Raw genomic sequence first — 20,637 nt, 5'->3', positions numbered from 1 at the left:
TGCTAGACGGTTTATCGGTTAGAGCGGGCCTAGTCGTTACGTTAGATTAAAACGGCTCAATGCCGAGTCGGCCAACGGCAATGAATAAGGCGAGTAGCAATAGTACGACGTTCATGCCGATCGCTTGCGTTTCCTTTTGCTTCGCATGGAATGCGATAGCAAGCACCATAATGATGGCGATGCCGATTGCCGCGATGCCCGTAAGGACGGGTGCAATGTCAAGCGCCCCTGGCAGCAGAAGGCCTAGACCGCCGAGAAGCTCGGATAGGCCAACGAATAAAATGTAGCCTGTTGAACCGTTCTTCGCCCATGACATCGTTTCCTTCACCTTCTTGTGATTAAACGTCTTCATTGAGCCAGCCATCACAAACATGAAGCCAAGCAAAATCTGTGCTACCCATAATGCAATATTCATAATAGCATTCTCCTCATTACTTGAATTAACTTGGTTACTTTATGTAATTTAGTTTATATTATTCATCAGGTTTCGTCAAGTGCGTCGCGTACGTTTGCTCACATTGTTTCTCCAGCTTGGACCGTTTATAATGTACAAGAGAAGAGGTGATTCGTATGGAGCATGGACCGATGTGCTTTCAGTTCGAAAAAGCGATAGAATTGCTAAGCAAACGCTGGGTCGCTTTCATTATTTATCAGATGCTGCCCGGACCCCAGCGCTTTACTCATATCGACCAATCATTGCCGAACTTAAGCGGCAAGGTGCTTTCGGACCGTCTCAAGGAGCTCGAGCTAGAAGGACTCGTAAAGCGCGACGTTTATCCGGAGACTCCGGTACGCATCGAATATTCCCTTACCGAAAAGGGGCGAGCGCTCACTCCGCTGTTCGTTGATATTGCAAGCTGGGCGAATCAATGGATCGAGAAACCGCCCGAGGGCGAATGTACGGAGAAAAACTCCGGCTGTTAGAACACTCGACTATATTCATCTCATGCAATATTTGCATACAAAAAGGAATGTTCGGCATGTGCGTTGGCTCTGCGAACATTCCTTTTTTGCTTAATCGTCCTTCCGTCCATAGCTTCGCGCGAACCGCTTCATCTTGGCATACGCCTTCGGATCGAGCTTCTTAAGCGGGCGGAATTGCGGATGATTGGAATTGACCTCCAACACCCACAGATGCTGCCGCTTATCGTAGGCGAAGTCGATGCCCATCTCGTGCATGCCGGCGCGATGCTTGCTTAAGCTCTTTGCAATCTTTAATGCCTTGGAAGTCAACTCCCTTTTCCGCGCGGCTGACCGGGATGCCGACAGACCTTGCTTGCGTCCGAGCTTCCGCAGCGTATAAATAACGCCGCCCTGATAGTAATTCGTAACGATCTTGCCTTTCGCTCCTACCTTCACGAGAAAACCGCTGAACGTCCACGACCCGCCAGGCATGCGCTGCACCATGGCTCGAATATCGTAAGGCTTGCCGTTCACTTTATCGAGTTTAATCGCTTTTTGGATAACCATTTTGCCCGAAGATTTCGACTTGATCCGATGATACGCATCCTTAACCGTACGATAATGATGGACAAGCTGCTTTCGGTTGACGATTTCTTTCAACGTCAGCCCGCCGTCCTTCTTCGTCAGGTTGAAGATGCCTATCCCTTGCGATCCCGTATTAGGCTTAATATACACCTTCTTAAACCGCTTCACCATCGAGCTCAGATTATTTAAATGGAACGATTCCGTGTGCGGGATCATCGATCTCAGCTTCGGATCGGCTCTCAACAGCTTGCTCACTTTAAGCTTTCCGCTGATATTGCGACTCTTGTACCTTTTAACGAACATGGAAATTCACCTCATGCTACCATATGTGACAAATCCCCGGTACACTTGTGCGAACGCATATAGGCATCAAAAAAACATTGAATCCGCCACTGTACCTAGCAGTTATTTGCCAAGCACCCGAGATACGGCAGCAGCCGACTCGGCGCGCGTTAACGATGCTTGAGCATCAAAACGCGTATCGCTTCTACCTTTCAACAATTCCAGCCCATAAGCCGACCGTACCGCATTCAGCGCCCAGCCGCTTATTTGCTCCAGATCAGCAAATGGCAAAACCGTGTCGGAGGTTGCGCTCTTTCCTACTTGAAGTTCATAAGCCTTCATGAGCATAACAGCCATCTCTTCTCGCGAAATAATGGCGCTTGGATCAAACGTTGCTACGCTGCGGCCTGCGACAATGCCTGCCTCGAAAGCCGCATTCACGGAAGGCGCATACCAAGCGGATGCCGGAACATCCCCGAAGCTATGTGCCGCCCCGCTTCCGCTCGGCTTCAATGCACCGACCAGCATCGAAGTAAATTCGGCACGGGTTATGGCGCGCCCAGGTTCGAACGTCGTTGGAGTCACGCCTTGAACGATGTCCTTGGAAGCAAGCTCCGTGATCGAATCATATGCCCAGTGCTTGGCTGGCACATCGGTGAATCGTCTAACGACTTCTAGAAGCGCATATGTGCTAAAATGTTCAATCTCCGCGGTCCACTCGCCATTCGCCCAAATGCCGTCCACATAAGTCAGCTTGCCATCATCGCCAACATAGTAGATGCCGGTATAAGGTGCAGGCGAAGCGGCAGCGAACCTTAAGACAATGGGTTGGCTGAACTGCGTAAGCGTTGCTTCTTCTCCCGCTTCGCTGCGAATCGACAGCTTGAAGTCATACGCGCCGCCTTGCAGCTTAACCTCTGTATTCGGAATTGTCGTATTGCTTTGCCACAACAATCCGTTAAGCTTGCTGCTGTCGATCGGTTGAAGCGCAATCGTAATGCTGCTTTCAGTGCCGGCCGCCGCGTCAGCGCCGAGCTTATTTCGCAGCTCCGTCAATAGTGCCGCCGGAATCTCGATCGCCATCGTTCCGTTGGTCAGCTTTAGTTTTCCTTGCTCCAGCTCAGAGTACAGGCTTGATGGAATTTCCACCGACGTGATGTTGGCAGGCAGCTGTACCAAGAAGTCTCCCTGTTCATCCTTCTGCAGCTTATCGCGGGAAATTTTAATTGCAGGGATGTCAGAATCACCATCCGCTCCGGATGAACCGTTGCCTGCATTAGACGGCGCCTTCGCCGTCATTATAAGCTCGATATCGTCCAGATATCCCCATGTCGCGGCAGGAGCTTCAACGTCAAATCCAATCGTCAGTTTGCCATTCTTCACGACAATGCCTTCGATGGCATATGGCTTCCAAACGTTATAGCCCTCATTGACGATATCGACGGCAAGAGGTCCTTGCTCTTCGTCTCGCTGGGCGAAGAGCCTGAACTTCGTTTCTCCTGCGCCCCCGGATGCCCATGCCTTCAGCGTATAAGTGCCATCCTGCAATCCAGAGACTGTTTGCGACAACTTATAAGCGTAATCCGTTCCGTACCAATAGTTGAATGCGTGACTGCCGCTATGTGAATTGCCTGCATTCTCTTCGATCTTACCGGCTTCAGAAGTGCCTGTTATCGTCCATTCGCTTAAATCTCCCGTCTCGAAACCGCCGTTCTTAACATTATTCGCATAAGTAAGAACTGTAATCTCGATGCTAGCCCTTTGTTCGAGTCCTTCTACCGTGCCGTTAATCGTGAATCTACCTGGCGTATTCCATTTGGAATTAGCCACTTCATCCCATACGACAGCCGTCTCCTGGATTGTTCCTTCATTATAGAGCACGTTCGCCGTCGCAGGGAGTTCAAGGCGCAAGCCCTTCGTGGTGGTCATACCCATGGATGGATACACGAGAACCGGCGCCGCCTCGCCCATGCTTCCCGGCGTATAGAGAAATGCGTCCAAGGAATCAAGCGCATGGCCATCAAAGTCGAACATCGCTTGATTCTCCCAGCCGTTGCCTTCGCCTGACGTCCAGCCTACCCCGGCAAGCCATGCCGGCTCCCAGTAGAAAGCCCCAAGCCCCAAGCCTCCATCAACATTCGCTACCGTATTAAGCACCATCTCTGTAACGAGCTTCTGATTCGCGACTGATGCTTCGAAGCCGGCAATGTCGGTCTGCGCCTTCGATGCAATGTTGCCTAGTTCATCGGCGTTGTCCAATGTGAACAGATAAGCGGTTTCCGCAACGACGATTTGTTTGCCGTAACGGGCAGCCATATCGTTCATATTGCTCTTTAATTGCTGGAACGTTCCGTGCCAGTAAGGGTAATACGACATGCCGATTATATCGTAATCAAGTTCATTTTCCTCAGCTTTATCGAAGAAATTACGGAAAGCGCCATTATTGCCACCTTCAGCCAAATGCAGCATAATCTTCGTCTCATGGCCGCCCGGTGTCGTATCGCGAACCCCCTGTATGCCCGCCTTTAAAAGCTGAGCTAACTGTTCGTATTCGCCAATGGCTCCGTCCGGCAGCAACATGCCGCTGTTGATCTCGTTGCCTACCTGAACCATATCCGGGTATGCATGGACGGACGCAAGCTCGTTCAACACTTCTTCCGTGTAATCGTACACGGCTGTTTGAAGCTCAACAAAGGTTTTATTCTTCCATTCTTCAGGCTTTACTTGCTTGCCGGGGTCGGCCCAGAAGTCCGAGTAGTGGAAGTCGACAAGCAGCTTGAGACCGGCCGCCTTGACCCGTTGGGCCATTTCGATCAAATGCGCTTTGTCGTTGTATCCATCCGCTTCGATCGGATTGTTCCACAGCCGCAGCCGCACATAATTGACGCCATGATTTTTGAGAATATCGAGCAGGTCTGTCTCGGTCCCATTCTCGTAGAACTTGATATTCTTGTCCTCGAGAGCCTGCAACGTCGAGATGTCTACGCCCTTGATGAAATCGTCCGGATCCACAGGCGGTTCCGGCTCGACATCCGTTCTTACTAGCTCAAAGTCATCGAAGTAGCCCCAAGCACCGTTTGCCGCAGTGACATCAACGCCAACCGTTACTTGACCATTTGTAACTTGAATATTTCCAAGCTTATATTGCACCCAACTGCCGTAACCCGTATTTACCGCCGTCAGGTTAAGCGTCTCACTGCCGAAGTCTTCGGCGAACAGGCTTATCGTGATCGGCTTATCGATATCGATACCTCCCGATACCCAAGCTCGCAATTCATACATGCCGTCCTCAACTACTGTAATCGTCTGCGATAATTTAAACGAGTAATCGGAGCCCAACCAATAGCTGATCGATTTGCTGCCGGAATGAGCATCTGCCGTACTGTTTTTCACCGTAACTGCCCCAGTCGATCCGGTCACTTCCCAACTCGCCAAATCGCCGCTCTCGAAGCCCGGGTTCTGCACGAGATTCCCGCCTCCTAGCGCGGATACTCGTATGCCTGGGCCAACCCCCGCAATTGTTGTAAGCGTTAACACAAAAATGATTGCCAGTACAAGCCGTTTGCGCCATATTGCTTTCATTGAAATCCCCCTTATCGGTTATTGCTCTCATTGTAGTTCCCGCGCGCGCCGTTTGGACATCGACTTAAGCAACTAAAACTAGTACCATTTCTACGATTGCCCATTTTTTCTTATCATTTTAAAGGACTTTAGATCACCTACGATTTGAAATAACTGGAGTTTCTCCTGTTAATTTCGAGAGCTATGATTGGATTTAATTAATAACTGGATAAACTCCTGTTATTCGGATCGGATCACGGTATCGCGGCGAGGCGCGCCCCTGCGAATGCGGCGAGCGGTAGTGGTGCACAACTACAAACAGCAACAAAAAAAGAAGGCGACTCTCGTCGCCTGCCTCGTTCTCAATCTTTCTATTTGCTTGCCAGGAACGCGTCGATCTGGCTTTGCAGCTCAGCTTGCAGCTTATCGATGCCAGCCGCTTTCAGCTGCGCGTTCAGATCGGCCACGCCTTTTTCTACGTCCTTGATCAGGCCGTATTCGAGCGGAATGGCATAACGGAGCATCACGTTGCCTACGTTAGCAACTTCGTTCTTCACGTTAGCGTCGTTGAATACGAACGTCTCAAGGTCGAAGTTGTACACTTTCGACTGCCAAGCAGAGGCAATTGCATCCGCTTCGACCGGGTATGCAGCATCTTTGCGGTTCATAGGCGAGTTCGCCCCCCAGTTGGAGAAGCCCGTATAGTTAGGCGTTCCGGCCGTAGCGCTAAACTTGTCGTCGCCTACTGCTTCATAGTGCGTACCAGCGATTCCGTACATGAACAGATCGTGGATTTCTTTATCGTTTTGGAGCAGATCGATAACCATAAGCGAACGTTCTGCTTTCTTCGAAGTGGCATGGATCGCAAAGCCGTTTTGCGTCGAGATCGCCGCGATTTTTTTCTTGTCAGGCGTCAGATCGGCAATCGCAAGCTCTACGTCTGGTTGCTCTCTGCGCATCTCGGCCAGGTTCATCGCTACCGTGCCCAAGGTATGAGCGTAAGAAGCCGTTTTGCCTGCCTTCATGTCTTGCCATACGTCGTTTTTGTTGCTGACTACGTTTTTGGACCAAGCGTTGTTGTCGGCAAGATCTTTGTAGTAAGTCACAAGCGCTTTGAACTCAGGCGTATCGTATACGTTGAAGATTTTGCCCGTAGCGTCGTCCAGCTTGTAAGCAAGCGGCATGCTGTAGTCTACAAGGTTCCATTCGTTTTGCTGCTCAAGAAGGATTTGGTCAAGCTCATGCCATTTCCAGCCATCAGCTGCTTTCGCATTGTAAGCGTTAATGCCTTTCTCGTTCGCTGCAATCGTCTTCACATAGTTCGCGAACGATTCAGGGCTGTTCACTTCCGGAAGGTTATGCTTCTTGCGCAAATCTTCGCGGATCAGTACCGCCTTGTCGGTTACTTCCGGGTTGTTGTTCGGCACCATGTATTGCATGCCGTTCACTTTGGATTGTTCCCAAGCTACGGCCGGCATTGCCGCAAGCGACAAAGGCATATTCGCTTTAATCAGCTCGTCCGTCAGCTCCATGAAGCCGCCTTTGATCGCTTGGTCGCTATAGAACGCCCAGTTAGCCGTGTAGGCGATATCGAAATCTTCGTTAGCAGCGAATTTCAGTGGGTATTTCTGCGTCCAGTCGGACCAATCCAGAAACTCGGCTTCTACCGTTGCATTCGCTTTTTCTTTCAGCTTTTTGTTCAATTCGCCGAATACGAGATCGTAATCGATCGGTTTGCCGCCAACGAGCAGCATTTTGATCTTAACCTCTTCGGACGTATCCGCTTTGCCGTCTCCCGCTGGTTGCTCGGTAGCGTCCGTCGCGGGCTTGTTCGTCGTTTCGGAACTGTTGCCTGGATTCTCGTTATTTTTGCTTCCGCAAGCGCTTAATACTGTCGTCAAAACCATAATGATTGCGAATAATAGCATAAATGATTTTTTCTTCTGCATGACCCTTTTTCCCCCTAGAAGGTAGTTTGATATATGATAACCAGGTTGCCCTGAGGTCATCCTTTCACTGCGCCAATCGTAAGTCCTTGCACAAAATAACGTTGGATGAACGGATATGCGAGCAGAATCGGGCCGGTAGCGACAATCGTCATCGCCATCTTCAGGCTCTCGGTCGGAATATTCATCGTGACGACCGCACCTGAGCTTACCATCGCCCGCCGCATGCCGTCCATATTGCCTAGCATTTTGTACAAATAATATTGTAGAGGCATCAAGTTCTCGCTGCTAACGAAGAGCAGCGCGTTATACCAATCATTCCAATATGCTAATGCGATGAACAAACCGATCGTAGCAAGCGCCGGCTTCGACAACGGAATAATGAGCTGCAGGAAAATTCGGAAGTCGCCTGCGCCGTCAATTTTGGCCGATTCGGTTATTGCTTCGGGAATGCTGCTCATGAACGACTTCATGACGATGATGTAAAATACGTTAAGCAGCATCGGCAGAATAAGAACGATTAATCTGTCCTTCAGATCGAGGTAGTTGACGATCATCAAGTACCACGGCACGAGGCCGCCGCTGAACAGCGTCGTGAAGAAGAAGAAGAACGAGAACTGATTGCGCCATTTGAAGTCTTTGCGCTGCAGGACATAAGCGGTCATGGCGGTTACGAACAATCCCAGAGCTGTTCCGAGTACCGTAACGGCAATCGTTACGCCATAGGCCTTCAGCATTTGCGTCGGATATTTGAAGAGCAAGCTGTACGCTTCCACCGAGAAAGCGGTCGGGAAGAGCTGGAAGCCGTCCTCGATGATCTTGCTCTCCTCCGTCAGCGATGATGAAACGACGAGCAGGAAAGGGAATATACATATAACCGCCAGCAGCGTAATAAAGGTATAGCCGATAAGGTTAAGCGCCAAGCGATCCATCTGCATCTTGCCCGCGCTCTTTGGCGCTTTATCGGATTTTTCAATTTGATTAACGGTAGCACTCATTGTAATCCCTCCGTTTAGAACAAAGCGTGATCTTTGTCATATTTACGTACCGCATAGTTCGCCAGCAAGATCGTCGCAAAACCAAGAACGGATTGATAGAAGCCGACCGCAGCCGATAGCCCGACCTCGTTGCTCGTCGTTAGCGTACGGAATACGAATGTATCGATGACGTCGGTGTAGGAGAACAGCAGCCCGTTCGTGCCCACCATGTTGTAGAACATCCCGAAGTCGCCTCTGAAAATATTGCCGATGGCCAGCAGCACCAGGATGATGATCGTCGGGAACAAATTCGGGATCGTGATGCGATAGATCCGCTGGAAAATATTTGCTCCGTCGATCTCGGCCGCCTCGTACATTTCCTTGTCGATGCCGATGATCGCCGCCAAATACATGACCGAGCCGTAACCGAGCGTTTTCCAAGCCGATACGAGCACGAGAATGTAAGGCCAATAAGCAGGTGTGTTGTAGACATCGACCGGTTCCAGACCGACCGCCGTCAGGATCGAATTAAGCGTTCCGACATCGTAATTGAACAGGTTATAAGCAATCGCTCCGACTACGACCCATGATATAAAATAAGGCAGGAACATAACCGTTTGCGATATTTTGCGAAACCATTTGCCAACCGCCTCGAACAACAGAATCGCTGCCGCTATTTGAAGAACGTTGTTGACGATGATGAATGCGATATTGTAGAGCGCGGTGTTCCTCGTTACCATCCACGCATTGCCCGATTCGAAGAAAAATCGGAAGTTGTCCCATCCGTTCCATGGGCTTCCGAATACGCCGCCCGTGTAGTTGAACTGCTTGAAGGCAAGTACAATGCCAGCCATCGGCACATACGCGAACAGCAGAAAAAACAATACCGCAGGCGTGAGCATCAGGAGCAGCGTTCTTTGTTTGATGACGTAACCTATAAATCCCCGTCGGTTCATGTGTACTCTCCTTCCGTGTAACTCTCTGTGTGTACCCATTATATAAAGAGAATGCACCTGCGAATAATTTAGCCAATCAACTAAAACTAATACTAAATCTACGATTTTGTATTTTCATTGGTTTATAGGGAAGAACTCGTCCGACTATAAAAAAAGCGCCGGCAAGGGAATCTTTCCCCCGCCGGCGGCTCTGTTAACCTTATATTTTGTTTTTCTTACGGAACTCGCCGGGCGTCATCCCCGTCGATTGCTTGAATTGACGGTTGAAATAAATGATGTTTTTGTAGCCGACCCTCTCGGCTATCTCGTATATCTTCAGCGTCGGATCGGCTAGCAGCGTGCATACCCGGTTCATCCTGCGCTCGTTAAGAAAGTCGCTGAACAGCGTCCCCGTTTCCTCCTTGAACAGATGACCAAGGTAATTGGGCGTGAAGTCGAATTGAGCCGCGACTTCCTTCAATGTCACGCGATGCTCAAGCTGCTCGTCCACGTAATGCGCGATTTCCTCGAACAGCTTGCGCTTCTGCTTCTGCCCCTTGACGTACAGCAGCTCCGAGAGCTCGAAGAACCTTCTGCGCAGCCACGACAAAATGTCATCCATCGTCTCGAATTGGAACAACACGGCAGGCTGATGCGATTCCCACTTGAGCAGATCGTACAGATTCTCGTTCCGCTGGAGCAAGTCTGCATGCAGCTTGGACGTGATCCGAATAATGAGATCGTAAATATCGTTCTTCTGCGCAATGGATACGTTATCGTTGAACAGCCGCTGCAAACAGTCGTCGATGAGCACCAGATCGTATTCCAGAATCGCTTGGAGCATCTGACTGACGCTCTCCTCCACGTTCGGAGCGAGCGCGCCGCGGGCCGACGACTTCGAGCCCTCCTTGATCAGCCGGTTTTTGCCAAGCAGCCACTTCGCGCTCAGAGCCGCCTCTGCCTGTCGGTACGATTCGCGGAGCTGACCGATATTCGCCGCATGCATGCCGATGCCGATCGTAATCGTAATCGGGAAAGCGGCCCGAACCGCTTGGATGAGCTCATCGAGCAGGCCGCCAAGCGGATCCTCATGCATGCCGGACAGCAAAACAATTCGGGAATTATGCGCCACAATGAGCGTCCCGATATGATGATCCAGCACATAACGCATAACGAACTGCGCAAGCTGGGCGAGCTGCGATCTTCGTTCTTCGTCCGGAAGCTTCCATTCCACATCGTCGCTTTCGATAATGGCAACGGAAGTCCCCATGAGAAGCAGCTGCTCCACGAACGGCTTGATATGCTCCTGCGGCTCGTCCTGATCGGAGTCGTTCAGCCATCGCAGCAGCAGCTCCTGATTCACGAGCGACAGCGCTTCGGCTACGCTGCGATGACGCTCCCGCTCCTGCTCGACCTTGCTGCACAACGAGGCCAGCATGTCGTAAAGCTCCCCGTCGTCCACCGGTTTGAGCAAATAACCGGATGCGTTCAGATGCAGCGCTTCCTTGGCATAGCTGAAATCTTCATGTCCGCTAATAAATACGAGCTGTACCTGCGGATTAATCGACTTCGCCTTGCGGGCGAAATCGATACCCGACATAATCGGCATCCGAATATCCGATAATATAATATCAACCTGCTCCGATTCCATAATCTTAAGCGCGGCGAAGCCGCTGTTGGCCGTTCCGATCACCTTAAGCGGAAGCGTACTTCCTGCGACTCTGCGCCGCAGCCACTCCAAATCAACCGCTTCATCATCCACTAGCAGCACATTCATGCCTACCGTACCTCCTCATGCCGAATCCCTGTCTATTCGTTTCAAGGCATATAGCCTTCATCCGCTTCCTGCTTCTCCTCCGTATCGATCGGCAGTACGATTCGAATCGTCGTGCCGCCGCCGTATATGCTGCCGATCTGGATCCCGAATTCATCGCCGTACCGGAGTTTGATGCGATCGTCGACGTTCTTGAGACCGTAGCCGCCGCCGGACTGGCTCGGTCCGAGCAGCAACTGTCGGGCAACCTCGGGCTTCATTCCGATTCCGTCGTCGATGACCTTGAGCTCCATTCGTTCGCCGATCCGCTTCGCCGAAATGCGAATCGAGATGCGCTCGCCGAACCAGGCGTGCTTGAACACATTCTCCACGAACGGCTGAAGGATGAGCTTAATGACCTTGCAATCGGACAGCTCCGGGTCAAGATCGAAATAAACGTCGAACGCATCGGCATACTTGATCCGTTGGATGTCCAAATATGCCTCGATCTGCTCCAGCTCCTTCTCAAGCGGAATGTACACATTCCCTTGATTCAGCGACAGCCTGTAGAACTTCGCCAGCCCGCTGACCATCCCCGTCACCTTCTGCGCTTCCCCCAGATTGGCAAGGCTGCTGATCGTCGACAGCGTATTGTACAGAAAATGCGGATTGATCTGCGCCTGCAGCGCCTCAAGCTCGGCTTGCTTCTTCTGGATGCCGTGGACGTAGACGCTCTTGATCAGCTCTTGGATGTTGCCCGCCATAATGTTGAACGCATCGGCGATATGAACGAATTCATCATTGCCGCTGAACCGGATCCGCTTCTGGAAGTTGCCTTCCTGGAACGAACGAAGCTGCGTGACGATCCGCTTCATCTTGCGCCCCGAGAGACGCGCGACCATATAGCCGATCAAAGCCATCACGAGAAAGCTAATGGAGCATATGGCAAAAATAACCGATTGCAGCCTGCTCGCATCCTTCTCCAGATAGCTGTAAGGGACAAGCGTCTCGATATAAAGGCCTGTATCCGGAATGGTTTCTCTCAGAATGAGGAAAGATTTATCGTTTATCGACTGGTCTGTTTCCCCGCGTTGATACATCGTCGTATTCGTGCTCTCGTCGAGCAAGCGAAGAACGATGCCGTCTTCAATCGGAAATGTCCCGAAGTCGCCGAGCAGATCGGTTAGTCTCGTCGTGATGCGGACGTAGCCGATTCCGGTTTTGTAATCGTTAAAGGATACGAGTCTGCGCACATGCGAAATATTTTCCAGCTTAACGTCCGTATCGACCTGCATCCATAGATTGTCCAGCTCGGAATCTTTAAGCGTCTTAAACCATTCGCGATCCGCGATTAGGCTGTACGGGAGCACATAGTAATCGCTGTCATCAATCTGTTGATTCAAGTTATCTCCGTCCACCTCGTTCAAATACCCGTTCGTCGTATAGATGATAAGCCGTATCTTGTTGCCATACAGCTTAAGCGGGGCCTGAATTTGCGGAACGATCTCGTCGAGCATGGTGAGATACGTCTCCCATGGATCGCCTTTCTTCTGAAGAGCGCGCTGGAAAGACAAGCTTCCGAACAGCGTGTCGGACATGCGCTGTATCTCGTCCATCTGGTATTCCAGGTTGTTCCTTGTCTGCTCCATCGCCGTCCGTATGTTCGTCTCCGCCATTTCCGTACGGGATTCGATCAGGAGCGAGTAAGAAAAATAACCGATAATAATATCCGTAAACAAAACGAGTACGAGGTAAGGAATCATCATTTTGTACGTGAAGGGCATAAACGTTCTAATGCGCATCTTCATCTTAGCAGCCTCTCCCTTGCTTCTTAACATCGCCTTATATTGCTCACATAATATACGATCTTTCGCAAGAAATAAATAGCCGCTTTTTTTTGTAGCATGACACATATAATCGCGATTTCAATGGCAAACAAGGAAAAACCAAGCAAAGAGGGTTCCTTTGCTTGGCATTCATTTCATATAAAATGATATATTATTATTTATTTTTCCTAATTATTCACCGAGCAAAATCCTGGCATAAGGCGAATCAATCGGCAGCATAATGACCGGCTCGTTTTGCAAAGTCGTCACATAGCTCTCCAACGTTCGATACAAACTGTAAAATTGCGGATCTTTGCCGTAAGCTTCGTTATAAATTTTGGCTGCCGCCCCTTCGCCTTCGGCAATAATCTTCTTCGCGTCGGCCTCCGCTTGCGCCAGGAGCTCCGTTGCGGTGCGATCGGCTTTCGACGTAATTTTGCGCGATTCCTCGTCGCCTTCGGATAGATAACGGGCCGCGATCGATTGCCGGTCGGATATCATCCGATTGTAGACGCTTTGCTTGTTCCCCTCCGGCAGGTCGGTGCGCTTAATCCGGACATCGATAATCTCGATGCCGTAATTGTCTCTCGTTAGCGCAGCAGTTACGTCCTTCGTAATCTCGTCGTTAATGTTGCCGCGCTCCGTATTTTCGCTAATGATGTTATCATAGTTGACCTCCGACAGCTTACGGCGAACGGAATTGTATACAGCCTCGTCAATACGCTGAACGCCGCCGCTAACCGACTGGACGGTACGAAGAAACTGCTCGGCGTTCGTAATGCGCCATACCGTATAATTATCGACGATGATCGGTTTTTTGTCCTTCGTCAGTATTGAAGTAGGATTGCTCTCATACGACATCTGATACTTCGGCAGAGTGGAGACGTTCTCGATAAATGGCAGCTTGAACTTCAACCCCGGGTTACTCACCGCCCTGACGGCTTCTCCGAACTTTAATACGACCTTATATTCGCCTTCCTTGACGATGAACATGGATCCGGACGCCAGTATAACCAGCACGACCGCCGAGATGATCATGATCCACTGATTTCGTTTCACTGTGCGTCACCTCCTTGCGGCTCTTGCTGCGGTACCGTCACAGGGCTCGTCGTTTCAGTCTGTTTGGCCGTTCCGTTGCCGCCTTTGAGCAATTCGTTAAGCGGTAAATAGTTAACCGTATCGCTGTTCGAATTCGTTATGAAGATTTGTGCATTCGGCAATATTTTCTCGAGCGTCTCCAGAATCAAGCGACTCTGCGTGACGTTCGGATTGTTCTTGTATTCGTTGTAGATCGCGTTGAACTTGGCCACGTCGCCTTCCGCATTCAACACTCGCGACTTCTTCTCGCCCTCCGCGTTCTCGAGGAGCGCCTGCGCTTCGCCGCGGGCCTTGGGAATCCGGTCATTCTCGTACTTCACGGCATTGTTGATCTTCGTATTCTTCTCCTCGCGAGCGTTCGTCACTTCGCGAAACGCTTCCTCAACCTGTCCGCTCGGCGGCTCGATATCCTGGAATTTAATGTCGATGATCTGGATGCCGGTTTTGTATTTCGTCTGCAGCTCCAGCAGCTTCTCGCGCACTTTATCCTGGATGACGGTCTTGCCGTCCGTTATCGCATAATCGAGCTTCTCCGAACCGATTACGGAGCGGATCGAAGAGCTTGCCGCATTTCGCAGAAACTGCTCCGGATCGTCAATGTTATACAGGTAATCGTGAATATTGCTGATCTTCCACTGGACGACTGCGTCTGCGGAAACGATATTTTCGTCCCCGGTAATCATTAGCGCCTCTTCTTCCACCGGTACGACCGTATCGCCATTCTGGCGATAGCCAATATGAATACGCTGCGTCAATTCGGCTTTAACCATGATGACCTCTTGGATCGGATACGGCCACTTAAAGTGGAGGCCGGCCGTTTCCTCGCTTGTATACTTCCCAAACGTTAGGATGGCTGCCCGCTCCTGCTCTTGGACCGTGTAAAATGATGAGAAGCCGAGGTAAATGACGACGATTGCAGCAACTGCGATAAGAATGGCCTTCTTAGCCGTACCCGGCTTCAATGGCTGCGGCTTGCGGTCATTTCGTTGTACGTTTGGATTTCCGTCCATGATACTCAGAATAACATCTCTCCCCTCTGTCACGCTAAGTTTATGAGGGGTAATACGAATTTAGATGCCCGCAAGACTCATTTTTCTAATCAAAAGCGATGCCGCCGTCTCTGGCAGCCTTCAGCCATTCCCGTGCGATAAGATCATGGCCGGCAGTTGTTGGATGGACGCCGTCCCAGATCCAATATTTCGCTTCCGCGCGCTCGCAGGCATCATTAAACGTCTGCTGAAGCGGTACGAATATAGCGCCGAACTCGATCGCCAGATCGCGAATGACCGCTTGGTAACGGCCGAGCAGTTCCGTCCAGGCATCCCAGCGTTCTTCCGTAGCGCCCGTCTTCAAGATAAAAGGCTCGCACAATACAAGCTGCACGTTCGGCAGCACTTCCTTCGTTTCTTCCAGCAAATGACGGTAAGCCCGCTCGAACCGGTCGGTAACGCCCGTCGGTTCTTCGTTAACGATGCGCCATGCGTCGTTAACGCCGATCATAATGCTGATAACGTCCGGCTTCAAGCTGAACGCATCCTCGTTCCAACGCGCGTACAAGTCGGAGACCCGGTTGCCGCTAATGCCTCTGTTGTAGAATACGGGCTGCGCCTCCGCGAACTCCCTGCCCAGCTCGGCAGCCGCGATGTACGCATAGCTATGTCCGAGAATATGATTGGGATCGTCGTTTCTCCCCCTTGCTCCGTCCGTAATGGAATCGCCTTGGAACAATATCACTTTGCTTTTGCCCATTTTCATCCGTCTCCTTATCGTCCATATGTATTTTTCCCAGATCATTATATACTAGCATCCCTATTCAAAATAGAGCATAATCGCAAAAAAATGCGAGCCCCTCGTCGCTTCGACTCGGGACTCGCATTTCTCATAACGATTACTAATTTAGAATACAAGCGCTTCTTGTTTAGCTTTGTTAATGCCTTGCTCGATAATCGAGGCCGCTTGATCGGACAGTTGATTGTGGCCTTCGGCGATAATCGTCGTGAGGTTCGTTACGCCTAGGAAACTTAGAACGTTGCGAACGAGGTTCAAGGACATTTCGGCAGCCGCAGCAGGGCCTTCCGAATAGATGCCGCCGCGCGCGTTGATCAATGCCACTTTTTTGTCGGGAATGAGGCCTACTGGACCTTGCTCCGTATATTTGAACGTTTTGCCTGCTTGGACGATGTAGTCGATGTACGTGTGAAGCACCGCAGGGATCGTAAAGTTCCAAAGCGGGAAGCCGAATACGACTTTGTCGGCAGCAAGGAATTGATCGATATATTTCGCCGCAACGTCGGAAGCGGCTTTCTCGGCTGGCGTAAGGTCATAACCGTTGGCAGCCTTATAGTTGCCGTTGATCATGTCGGCGTTCATGTACGGAAGCTCTTCTTGGAACAGATCCAGCTCAATGATCGTGTCCTCGGGATGGCTTTCCTTATAGGCGTCCAGGAACGCATGGTATAACTTCACGCTGACGGCTTGCTCGATCGAACGGTCGTTTGCTTTAACGAACAGTATAGTGCTCATGTAATTAACCTCCATTAAATTTTCTATTTTTTAATAGCTTCGTACTTTTTAGTACTATCTATATTTTATATAGTCGAATGGAGGAATACATCGGTAATAAGACCGATAATCCGGCCTCTAAGCCTCTCATAGGCTGAGATCTAGTCCTACGCCTATAGTCTTAGGACTACTGCATGGCTAATTATTGCGATGGACTCGTTCGTTGGTGCTGAACCGCATATAACGCGGCTTGCGTCCGATCGGCAAGATGCAGCTTGCCGAGTATATTGCTGACATGCGTCTTGACCGTCTTCTCGGCGACAATAAGCGCATGTGCGATTTCTTTATTGCTAAGCCCTTGGGCAATAAGCAGCAGTACTTCCTTCTCGCGAGGGGTAAGCGATTCAATCGCCCCTCTTCCTTTTTGCTCCGGCCTATTCGCCGCTTCCGTAACCGCCGTGTCCTCTCCAGTCTTTGCCGTTGTCTCGGGCTGCGGCATCAACTGCGTCAATAACGCCCCCGCTATATCCGGATGCAGCTGAATGTTGCCCTTATGCGCGCTGCGGATCGCCTCGGCCAGCTGCTCCGGCTCGACATCCTTTAACATATATCCGGCAGCTCCCGATTGGAGCGCAGGCACAATGTGGCTCTGGTCGGAGAAGCTTGTCAGGACAAGCACCTTCATATGGGGATGCTGGCTCGTAATGAGGCTGCTCGCTTCGATGCCGTCCATGACCGGCATGTTGAGATCCATCAAGATGACGTCCGGCTGGAGCTCGGCGGCCTTCTTCACGGCCTCCTGACCGTTCTGCGCTTCCCCGACAATCTCGAAGTCGGGCTGCATCGTCAGAAAGAAGGAGATGCCTTTCAATACAATTTGATGATCGTCCACTAACAATAGTTTGATCTTCACGATCGTTCCTCATTCCCGGTGACTATTCTAAACCAAATAAGTTAAGTCTCATACGGCTCGAGCGGGATTTGAACCGTAATGACCGTCGGCTGTCCCACTCCGCTCTTCAAGCTGAATTGCCCGCCAAGCTGCTCTGCGCGCTCGCGCATCGACAGCATCCCGAGCGTCAGCCCGCTTTTCCTATTTTCGACCGCGAAGCCTTTGCCCTTGTCCATGACCTCAAGCATCGCCTCGTTCTCCGTACGTACCAGCTTAACGTATACGCTATCGGTCTCCGCATGCTTGCGGACATTGTTCAGCGCCTCTTGGCCGATGCGCCATAACGCCTCCTCGATCGCCCGTGGCAGCTGCTTAAGCCCCCTGATCTGCTCGTAGACAGTTAAGTCCATGCTCTGTCCGTATTGCTTCAACGCGCTCAGCAGCCCGTTCTCCAAGCCCGCCGGATGAAGCTGCCAGATGAGCGTCCGCATCTCCTTCAGCGTTTCTTGCGACAACTGCTGGATTTCCTTCAGCGACTCGCGAACGACCGCCTCCCGATCCTTAAGCAGCGTCTCCGCCCCTTTGGCAATGAACGACAGGGAGAACACCTTCTGAATGACCGAATCATGCAAATCTCTGGCCATCCGATTTCTTTCCTCCATCCGCGCCAGCTCGCGCCTCTGCTCATAGACGCGCAGATTCTCTACGCAGAGCGTATAGTGATCGCCGAGCGAATACATAAAGTCTTCATGATACTCGTCAAAATGCCCCTTGATCGGACTGCTGATGAACAGCACGCCAATCGATCGGCTTCGCACGCGCAGCGGAATCGCCGCAGCGGACGAGTAGAGCGGGATGCCGACCCGCTCCAGGGAGGGACAGGACACATGCTCCGCATTCGATACGATTACAAGCTTATTGTCGCGGAACGACGTGCTGATCGGACCGTTGTCGTCGATGCTGAGCGATTTCCATTCCTCATGGACCTCGCCTTCCGTGTAGTGCGCTCGAAGCGACAACTCGCCATTCTCGTAGATAAACAAGGAAGCATGCGGCCAGTTGAACATATTTCCGATCTCCTTAACCGCCTTGATCGGAAGTTCGCTGATAACGCCGATCGCATGGATCCGCTGAATCACATTGCTGAGCTTCGAATAGTGAAGCGCGTTCTGCTCCTGCGCTTGATAAAGCCGAATTCGCTTAACGGCGGTCCCGATCTGATAAGCAACAGCCTGCAGAAGCGCAAGCTCGTCCTCTGTAAAACATTCCTTCCCCGCCTCCGCAACGTTCAGCAGTCCGAACTTGTCCCTGCCCGCCTTAAGCGGCACCGTCGCATGATGCGAAATGCCGTGCGTCTCTTCCTCGAGGCCTTCCGCTATCGCGTACGTGATGCGCTTGCATTCAATCGTATTGACCGCATGATGCAGTTTATTGCGTCTATACCGCTCAATGCACCAGCAATCCTCGCCGCACATTGCCGATCGGTCGTCAGCCTCCAGCGCAGGCGGCAGTCCGTGGGCAGCGACGCATTCGCTATCCATCGACTCGTCCAGCATAAAGATCCATCCGGTCGTGAACCCCGTGACCTGCAACAGCTTAACGAGCACCTCGCTCAGCATTTGATCCATATCGTTCGTCGTATTAAGCATCTCCGCGATTTCCTTAAGCGCAGACAGCTCATTCGCTCTTATTTCTCTAGGCATCGGCAACGCTCCTCATTGTTTTCGCCGCTCGGTAACTTCTATATAAGCTTCAGTATACCGCCCACCGCCTGATTATTCCAACAGAATAGCCGGCCGGGCCAAGTGTATGCCACTTGGTTCCGGCCGGCTATAATGTGTAATGGAACGTTATTTATTTTATTGATTGGACTTAAGCATCTCGCTTATAGCGCCGATACTGCCGAGCGTCTCTACCGCACGGGTCGGTATAAACACCTTATTAGCCGCACCGTTTGCGATATCGGACAGCGCCTCGAGCGACCGGTAGGTAAGCACCTTATCGTCCAGGCCCGCGGAGCGAATAAGCTCGATTCGACTCCGTTCCGCTTCTGCAATCGTCTGAATCGCCTTGGCCTCGCCGAGCGCTTCCAGCTCCTGTGCTTGCCGTTGTCCTTCCGCATGCCGGATGCGCGCTTCCTTATCGCCTTCCGCCTTCAAGATCTTGCTCTGCTTATCGCCTTCGGCACGCAAAATCATATCCTGCTTCGCCGCTTCCGCATCGAGGACCAGCGCGCGTTTGCTGCGCTCCGCTTTCATCTGCTTATCCATCGCCTCTTGAATGTCGAGCGGAGGCTGAATATCGATGACTTCCACCCTTTCGATGCGCACGCCCCATTTCTCCGTCGCCTCGTCCAGCGCGATCCGAATGTCGGTCGATATTTTCTCCCGTCCCGACAACGTTTCGTCCAGCTCCATTTTGCCGATAATTTGCCTCATCGTTGCCGTACTAATATTGCGCACGCCGTATACATAGTCCGAGATGCCGTATGTAGCCTGTTCGGGCCCGGTCACCTGATAGAATATAATGGTGTCGATCTTCACCTGCACATTATCCTTCGTGATAACGGTTTGCGGCGGTACGTTCGCTTGCTGAATGCGCAAATCATGGTAAGTTCTCACATGATCGATGAAAGGTATCAAAATATTAATGCCAGGCGTAAGCAGCCGGCTGAACTTGCCGAGCCGCTCGACGACCCCGACATTTTGCTGCGGAACGATCTTGACCGACATCGCTGCAAAGACAATGACGATGACTATTACGATAAATGCTAACGCAATGCCCATTGCTCATTCCCCTTCCCGTTCTTCTACATGAAGTACAGCGCTGCCTCGGCTCAGCACGATAACCGTTTTGCCCTTCTCAATAGACCGGTTAGCTACCGCGCTCCATGTTTCATTTCCGACCTTCACGATGCCCGGCGCACCCTCGGCGATGGACTCCAGAACGATACCCTGCTTGCCGACCAGCTCGTCCACGGCGTCCTGATATCCCCGTGATTGCCTGAATCTCCGCGTTAACGGTTTTGTAAATATCGTCAGAATTAACACGACCACACAACCGACCAGCAACTCCACCCATATCGGCGCCCTAAAAAATAAATCCACGATCGCGGCGGCGGCTGCGCCCAGCGCGACCCAGAGCAGGTAGAACGTAAGCGTCAGCATTTCAATAACAAGCAAAACACCGGCGATGATGAGCCATATCCCCCACCATTCCATCTCCTCACCTGCCTTTCTTATTCAGTTTATTCTCCTCCTTCCCTCCTAAGACTTCGTTAAAAAAGTTAATAAATTTGCATTTCATTAGCCGTTTCCTCTTAAAACGTTCGGCTTCACCGTGAGAAAATTGTCGAAATTCATGAGAAAACGCTTGCC

Annotated in this window: 17 protein-coding genes; 1 reads left to right on the top strand and 16 read right to left on the bottom strand. The window is 51.2% G+C overall.

Going from position 1 to position 20,637, the window contains the following annotated elements; genetic code table 11:
• Nucleotides 1–46 precede the first annotated feature (46 nt).
• Complete coding sequence (locus tag J2T14_RS13810; protein ID WP_307206777.1) at nucleotides 47–415, bottom strand: DoxX family protein; 369 nt, start codon at nucleotides 413–415, stop codon at nucleotides 47–49.
• Nucleotides 416–570: 155 nt separating this feature from the next.
• Between J2T14_RS13810 and J2T14_RS13805 the strand changes: the two genes are divergently transcribed.
• Nucleotides 571–924: a winged helix-turn-helix transcriptional regulator gene (locus J2T14_RS13805; protein ID WP_307471617.1), complete on the top strand. Its 354-nt coding sequence runs from the start codon at nucleotides 571–573 to the stop codon at nucleotides 922–924.
• A 90-nt stretch (nucleotides 925–1,014) separates the two neighbouring features.
• On the opposite strand, the gene J2T14_RS13800 is transcribed toward J2T14_RS13805, so the two are convergent.
• The 15 genes from J2T14_RS13800 to J2T14_RS13730 all read right to left on the bottom strand — a co-directional run bounded on the left by J2T14_RS13800 (nucleotide 1,015) and on the right by J2T14_RS13730 (nucleotide 20,481).
• Nucleotides 1,015–1,791 (bottom strand): YheC/YheD family protein, encoded by a 777-nt coding sequence (locus J2T14_RS13800; RefSeq protein WP_307471614.1) that lies wholly within the window; start codon nucleotides 1,789–1,791, stop codon nucleotides 1,015–1,017.
• Between the two features lie 102 nt (nucleotides 1,792–1,893).
• Entirely contained in the window at nucleotides 1,894–5,352 is a 3,459-nt protein-coding gene (locus J2T14_RS13795; protein WP_307471612.1) for a glycosyl hydrolase 53 family protein, read from the bottom strand.
• A 350-nt stretch (nucleotides 5,353–5,702) separates the two neighbouring features.
• The gene (locus J2T14_RS13790) at nucleotides 5,703–7,280 is read right to left on the bottom strand and encodes an ABC transporter substrate-binding protein (protein ID WP_307471610.1); all 1,578 of its coding nucleotides are present in this window, start codon (nucleotides 7,278–7,280) and stop codon (nucleotides 5,703–5,705) included.
• A 56-nt stretch (nucleotides 7,281–7,336) separates the two neighbouring features.
• On the bottom strand, nucleotides 7,337–8,275 hold the full coding sequence (locus J2T14_RS13785; RefSeq protein WP_307206766.1) for a carbohydrate ABC transporter permease: 939 nt from the start codon (nucleotides 8,273–8,275) through the stop codon (nucleotides 7,337–7,339).
• A gap of 14 nt (nucleotides 8,276–8,289) precedes the next feature.
• Nucleotides 8,290–9,210 carry an ABC transporter permease gene (locus tag J2T14_RS13780; protein WP_307206764.1) on the bottom strand — a complete coding sequence of 307 codons (921 nt, stop codon included), beginning with the start codon at nucleotides 9,208–9,210 and terminating at the stop codon, nucleotides 8,290–8,292.
• 199 nt (nucleotides 9,211–9,409) lie between these two features.
• A complete protein-coding gene (locus J2T14_RS13775; protein ID WP_307471608.1) occupies nucleotides 9,410–10,966 on the bottom strand; it encodes a response regulator in 1,557 nt (518 codons plus the stop codon).
• A gap of 41 nt (nucleotides 10,967–11,007) precedes the next feature.
• Nucleotides 11,008–12,750 (bottom strand): sensor histidine kinase, encoded by a 1,743-nt coding sequence (locus J2T14_RS13770; RefSeq protein ID WP_307471606.1) that lies wholly within the window; start codon nucleotides 12,748–12,750, stop codon nucleotides 11,008–11,010.
• A 210-nt stretch (nucleotides 12,751–12,960) separates the two neighbouring features.
• The gene (gene hflC, locus J2T14_RS13765) at nucleotides 12,961–13,827 is read right to left on the bottom strand and encodes a protease modulator HflC (RefSeq protein ID WP_307206758.1); all 867 of its coding nucleotides are present in this window, start codon (nucleotides 13,825–13,827) and stop codon (nucleotides 12,961–12,963) included.
• Nucleotides 13,824–14,876 (bottom strand): FtsH protease activity modulator HflK, encoded by a 1,053-nt coding sequence (gene hflK, locus J2T14_RS13760; protein WP_307471603.1) that lies wholly within the window; start codon nucleotides 14,874–14,876, stop codon nucleotides 13,824–13,826. Before hflK ends, hflC begins: the two co-directional genes overlap by 4 nt.
• Before the next feature lie 85 nt (nucleotides 14,877–14,961).
• Nucleotides 14,962–15,615 carry an SGNH/GDSL hydrolase family protein gene (locus J2T14_RS13755; protein WP_307471601.1) on the bottom strand — a complete coding sequence of 218 codons (654 nt, stop codon included), beginning with the start codon at nucleotides 15,613–15,615 and terminating at the stop codon, nucleotides 14,962–14,964.
• A 147-nt stretch (nucleotides 15,616–15,762) separates the two neighbouring features.
• Nucleotides 15,763–16,389 (bottom strand): FMN-dependent NADH-azoreductase, encoded by a 627-nt coding sequence (locus tag J2T14_RS13750; RefSeq protein ID WP_307206752.1) that lies wholly within the window; start codon nucleotides 16,387–16,389, stop codon nucleotides 15,763–15,765.
• A 181-nt stretch (nucleotides 16,390–16,570) separates the two neighbouring features.
• Entirely contained in the window at nucleotides 16,571–17,281 is a 711-nt protein-coding gene (locus J2T14_RS13745; RefSeq protein ID WP_307206750.1) for a response regulator, read from the bottom strand.
• Nucleotides 17,282–17,322: 41 nt separating this feature from the next.
• On the bottom strand, nucleotides 17,323–18,963 hold the full coding sequence (locus J2T14_RS13740; RefSeq protein ID WP_307471599.1) for a GAF domain-containing sensor histidine kinase: 1,641 nt from the start codon (nucleotides 18,961–18,963) through the stop codon (nucleotides 17,323–17,325).
• A 156-nt stretch (nucleotides 18,964–19,119) separates the two neighbouring features.
• Nucleotides 19,120–20,046, bottom strand: coding sequence for an SPFH domain-containing protein (locus tag J2T14_RS13735; RefSeq protein WP_307206746.1), 927 nt, complete (start codon nucleotides 20,044–20,046; stop codon nucleotides 19,120–19,122).
• 3 nt (nucleotides 20,047–20,049) lie between these two features.
• Nucleotides 20,050–20,481 carry an NfeD family protein gene (locus J2T14_RS13730; RefSeq protein ID WP_307471597.1) on the bottom strand — a complete coding sequence of 144 codons (432 nt, stop codon included), beginning with the start codon at nucleotides 20,479–20,481 and terminating at the stop codon, nucleotides 20,050–20,052.
• Between the last annotated feature and the right edge of the window lie 156 nt (nucleotides 20,482–20,637).

The organism is Paenibacillus harenae (assembly GCF_030812415.1).
GTDB lineage: Bacteria > Bacillota > Bacilli > Paenibacillales > Paenibacillaceae > Pristimantibacillus > Pristimantibacillus harenae_A.
Note: the sequence above shows the minus strand (reverse complement) of the source record. Positions and strands in the feature narration are given on the sequence as shown.

Coding starts and splice junctions, on each gene's coding strand:
- J2T14_RS13810 (WP_307206777.1), bottom strand. CDS start 415: ATGAATATTGCATTATGGGTAGCACAGATTTTGCTTGGCTTCATGTTT.
- J2T14_RS13805 (WP_307471617.1), top strand. CDS start 571: ATGGAGCATGGACCGATGTGCTTTCAGTTCGAAAAAGCGATAGAATTG.
- J2T14_RS13800 (WP_307471614.1), bottom strand. CDS start 1,791: ATGTTCGTTAAAAGGTACAAGAGTCGCAATATCAGCGGAAAGCTTAAA.
- J2T14_RS13795 (WP_307471612.1), bottom strand. CDS start 5,352: ATGAAAGCAATATGGCGCAAACGGCTTGTACTGGCAATCATTTTTGTG.
- J2T14_RS13790 (WP_307471610.1), bottom strand. CDS start 7,280: ATGCAGAAGAAAAAATCATTTATGCTATTATTCGCAATCATTATGGTT.
- J2T14_RS13785 (WP_307206766.1), bottom strand. CDS start 8,275: ATGAGTGCTACCGTTAATCAAATTGAAAAATCCGATAAAGCGCCAAAG.
- J2T14_RS13780 (WP_307206764.1), bottom strand. CDS start 9,210: ATGAACCGACGGGGATTTATAGGTTACGTCATCAAACAAAGAACGCTG.
- J2T14_RS13775 (WP_307471608.1), bottom strand. CDS start 10,966: ATGAATGTGCTGCTAGTGGATGATGAAGCGGTTGATTTGGAGTGGCTG.
- J2T14_RS13770 (WP_307471606.1), bottom strand. CDS start 12,750: ATGAAGATGCGCATTAGAACGTTTATGCCCTTCACGTACAAAATGATG.
- hflK (WP_307471603.1), bottom strand. CDS start 14,876: ATGGACGGAAATCCAAACGTACAACGAAATGACCGCAAGCCGCAGCCA.
- J2T14_RS13755 (WP_307471601.1), bottom strand. CDS start 15,615: ATGGGCAAAAGCAAAGTGATATTGTTCCAAGGCGATTCCATTACGGAC.
- J2T14_RS13750 (WP_307206752.1), bottom strand. CDS start 16,389: ATGAGCACTATACTGTTCGTTAAAGCAAACGACCGTTCGATCGAGCAA.
- J2T14_RS13740 (WP_307471599.1), bottom strand. CDS start 18,963: ATGCCTAGAGAAATAAGAGCGAATGAGCTGTCTGCGCTTAAGGAAATC.
- J2T14_RS13735 (WP_307206746.1), bottom strand. CDS start 20,046: ATGGGCATTGCGTTAGCATTTATCGTAATAGTCATCGTCATTGTCTTT.
- J2T14_RS13730 (WP_307471597.1), bottom strand. CDS start 20,481: ATGGAATGGTGGGGGATATGGCTCATCATCGCCGGTGTTTTGCTTGTT.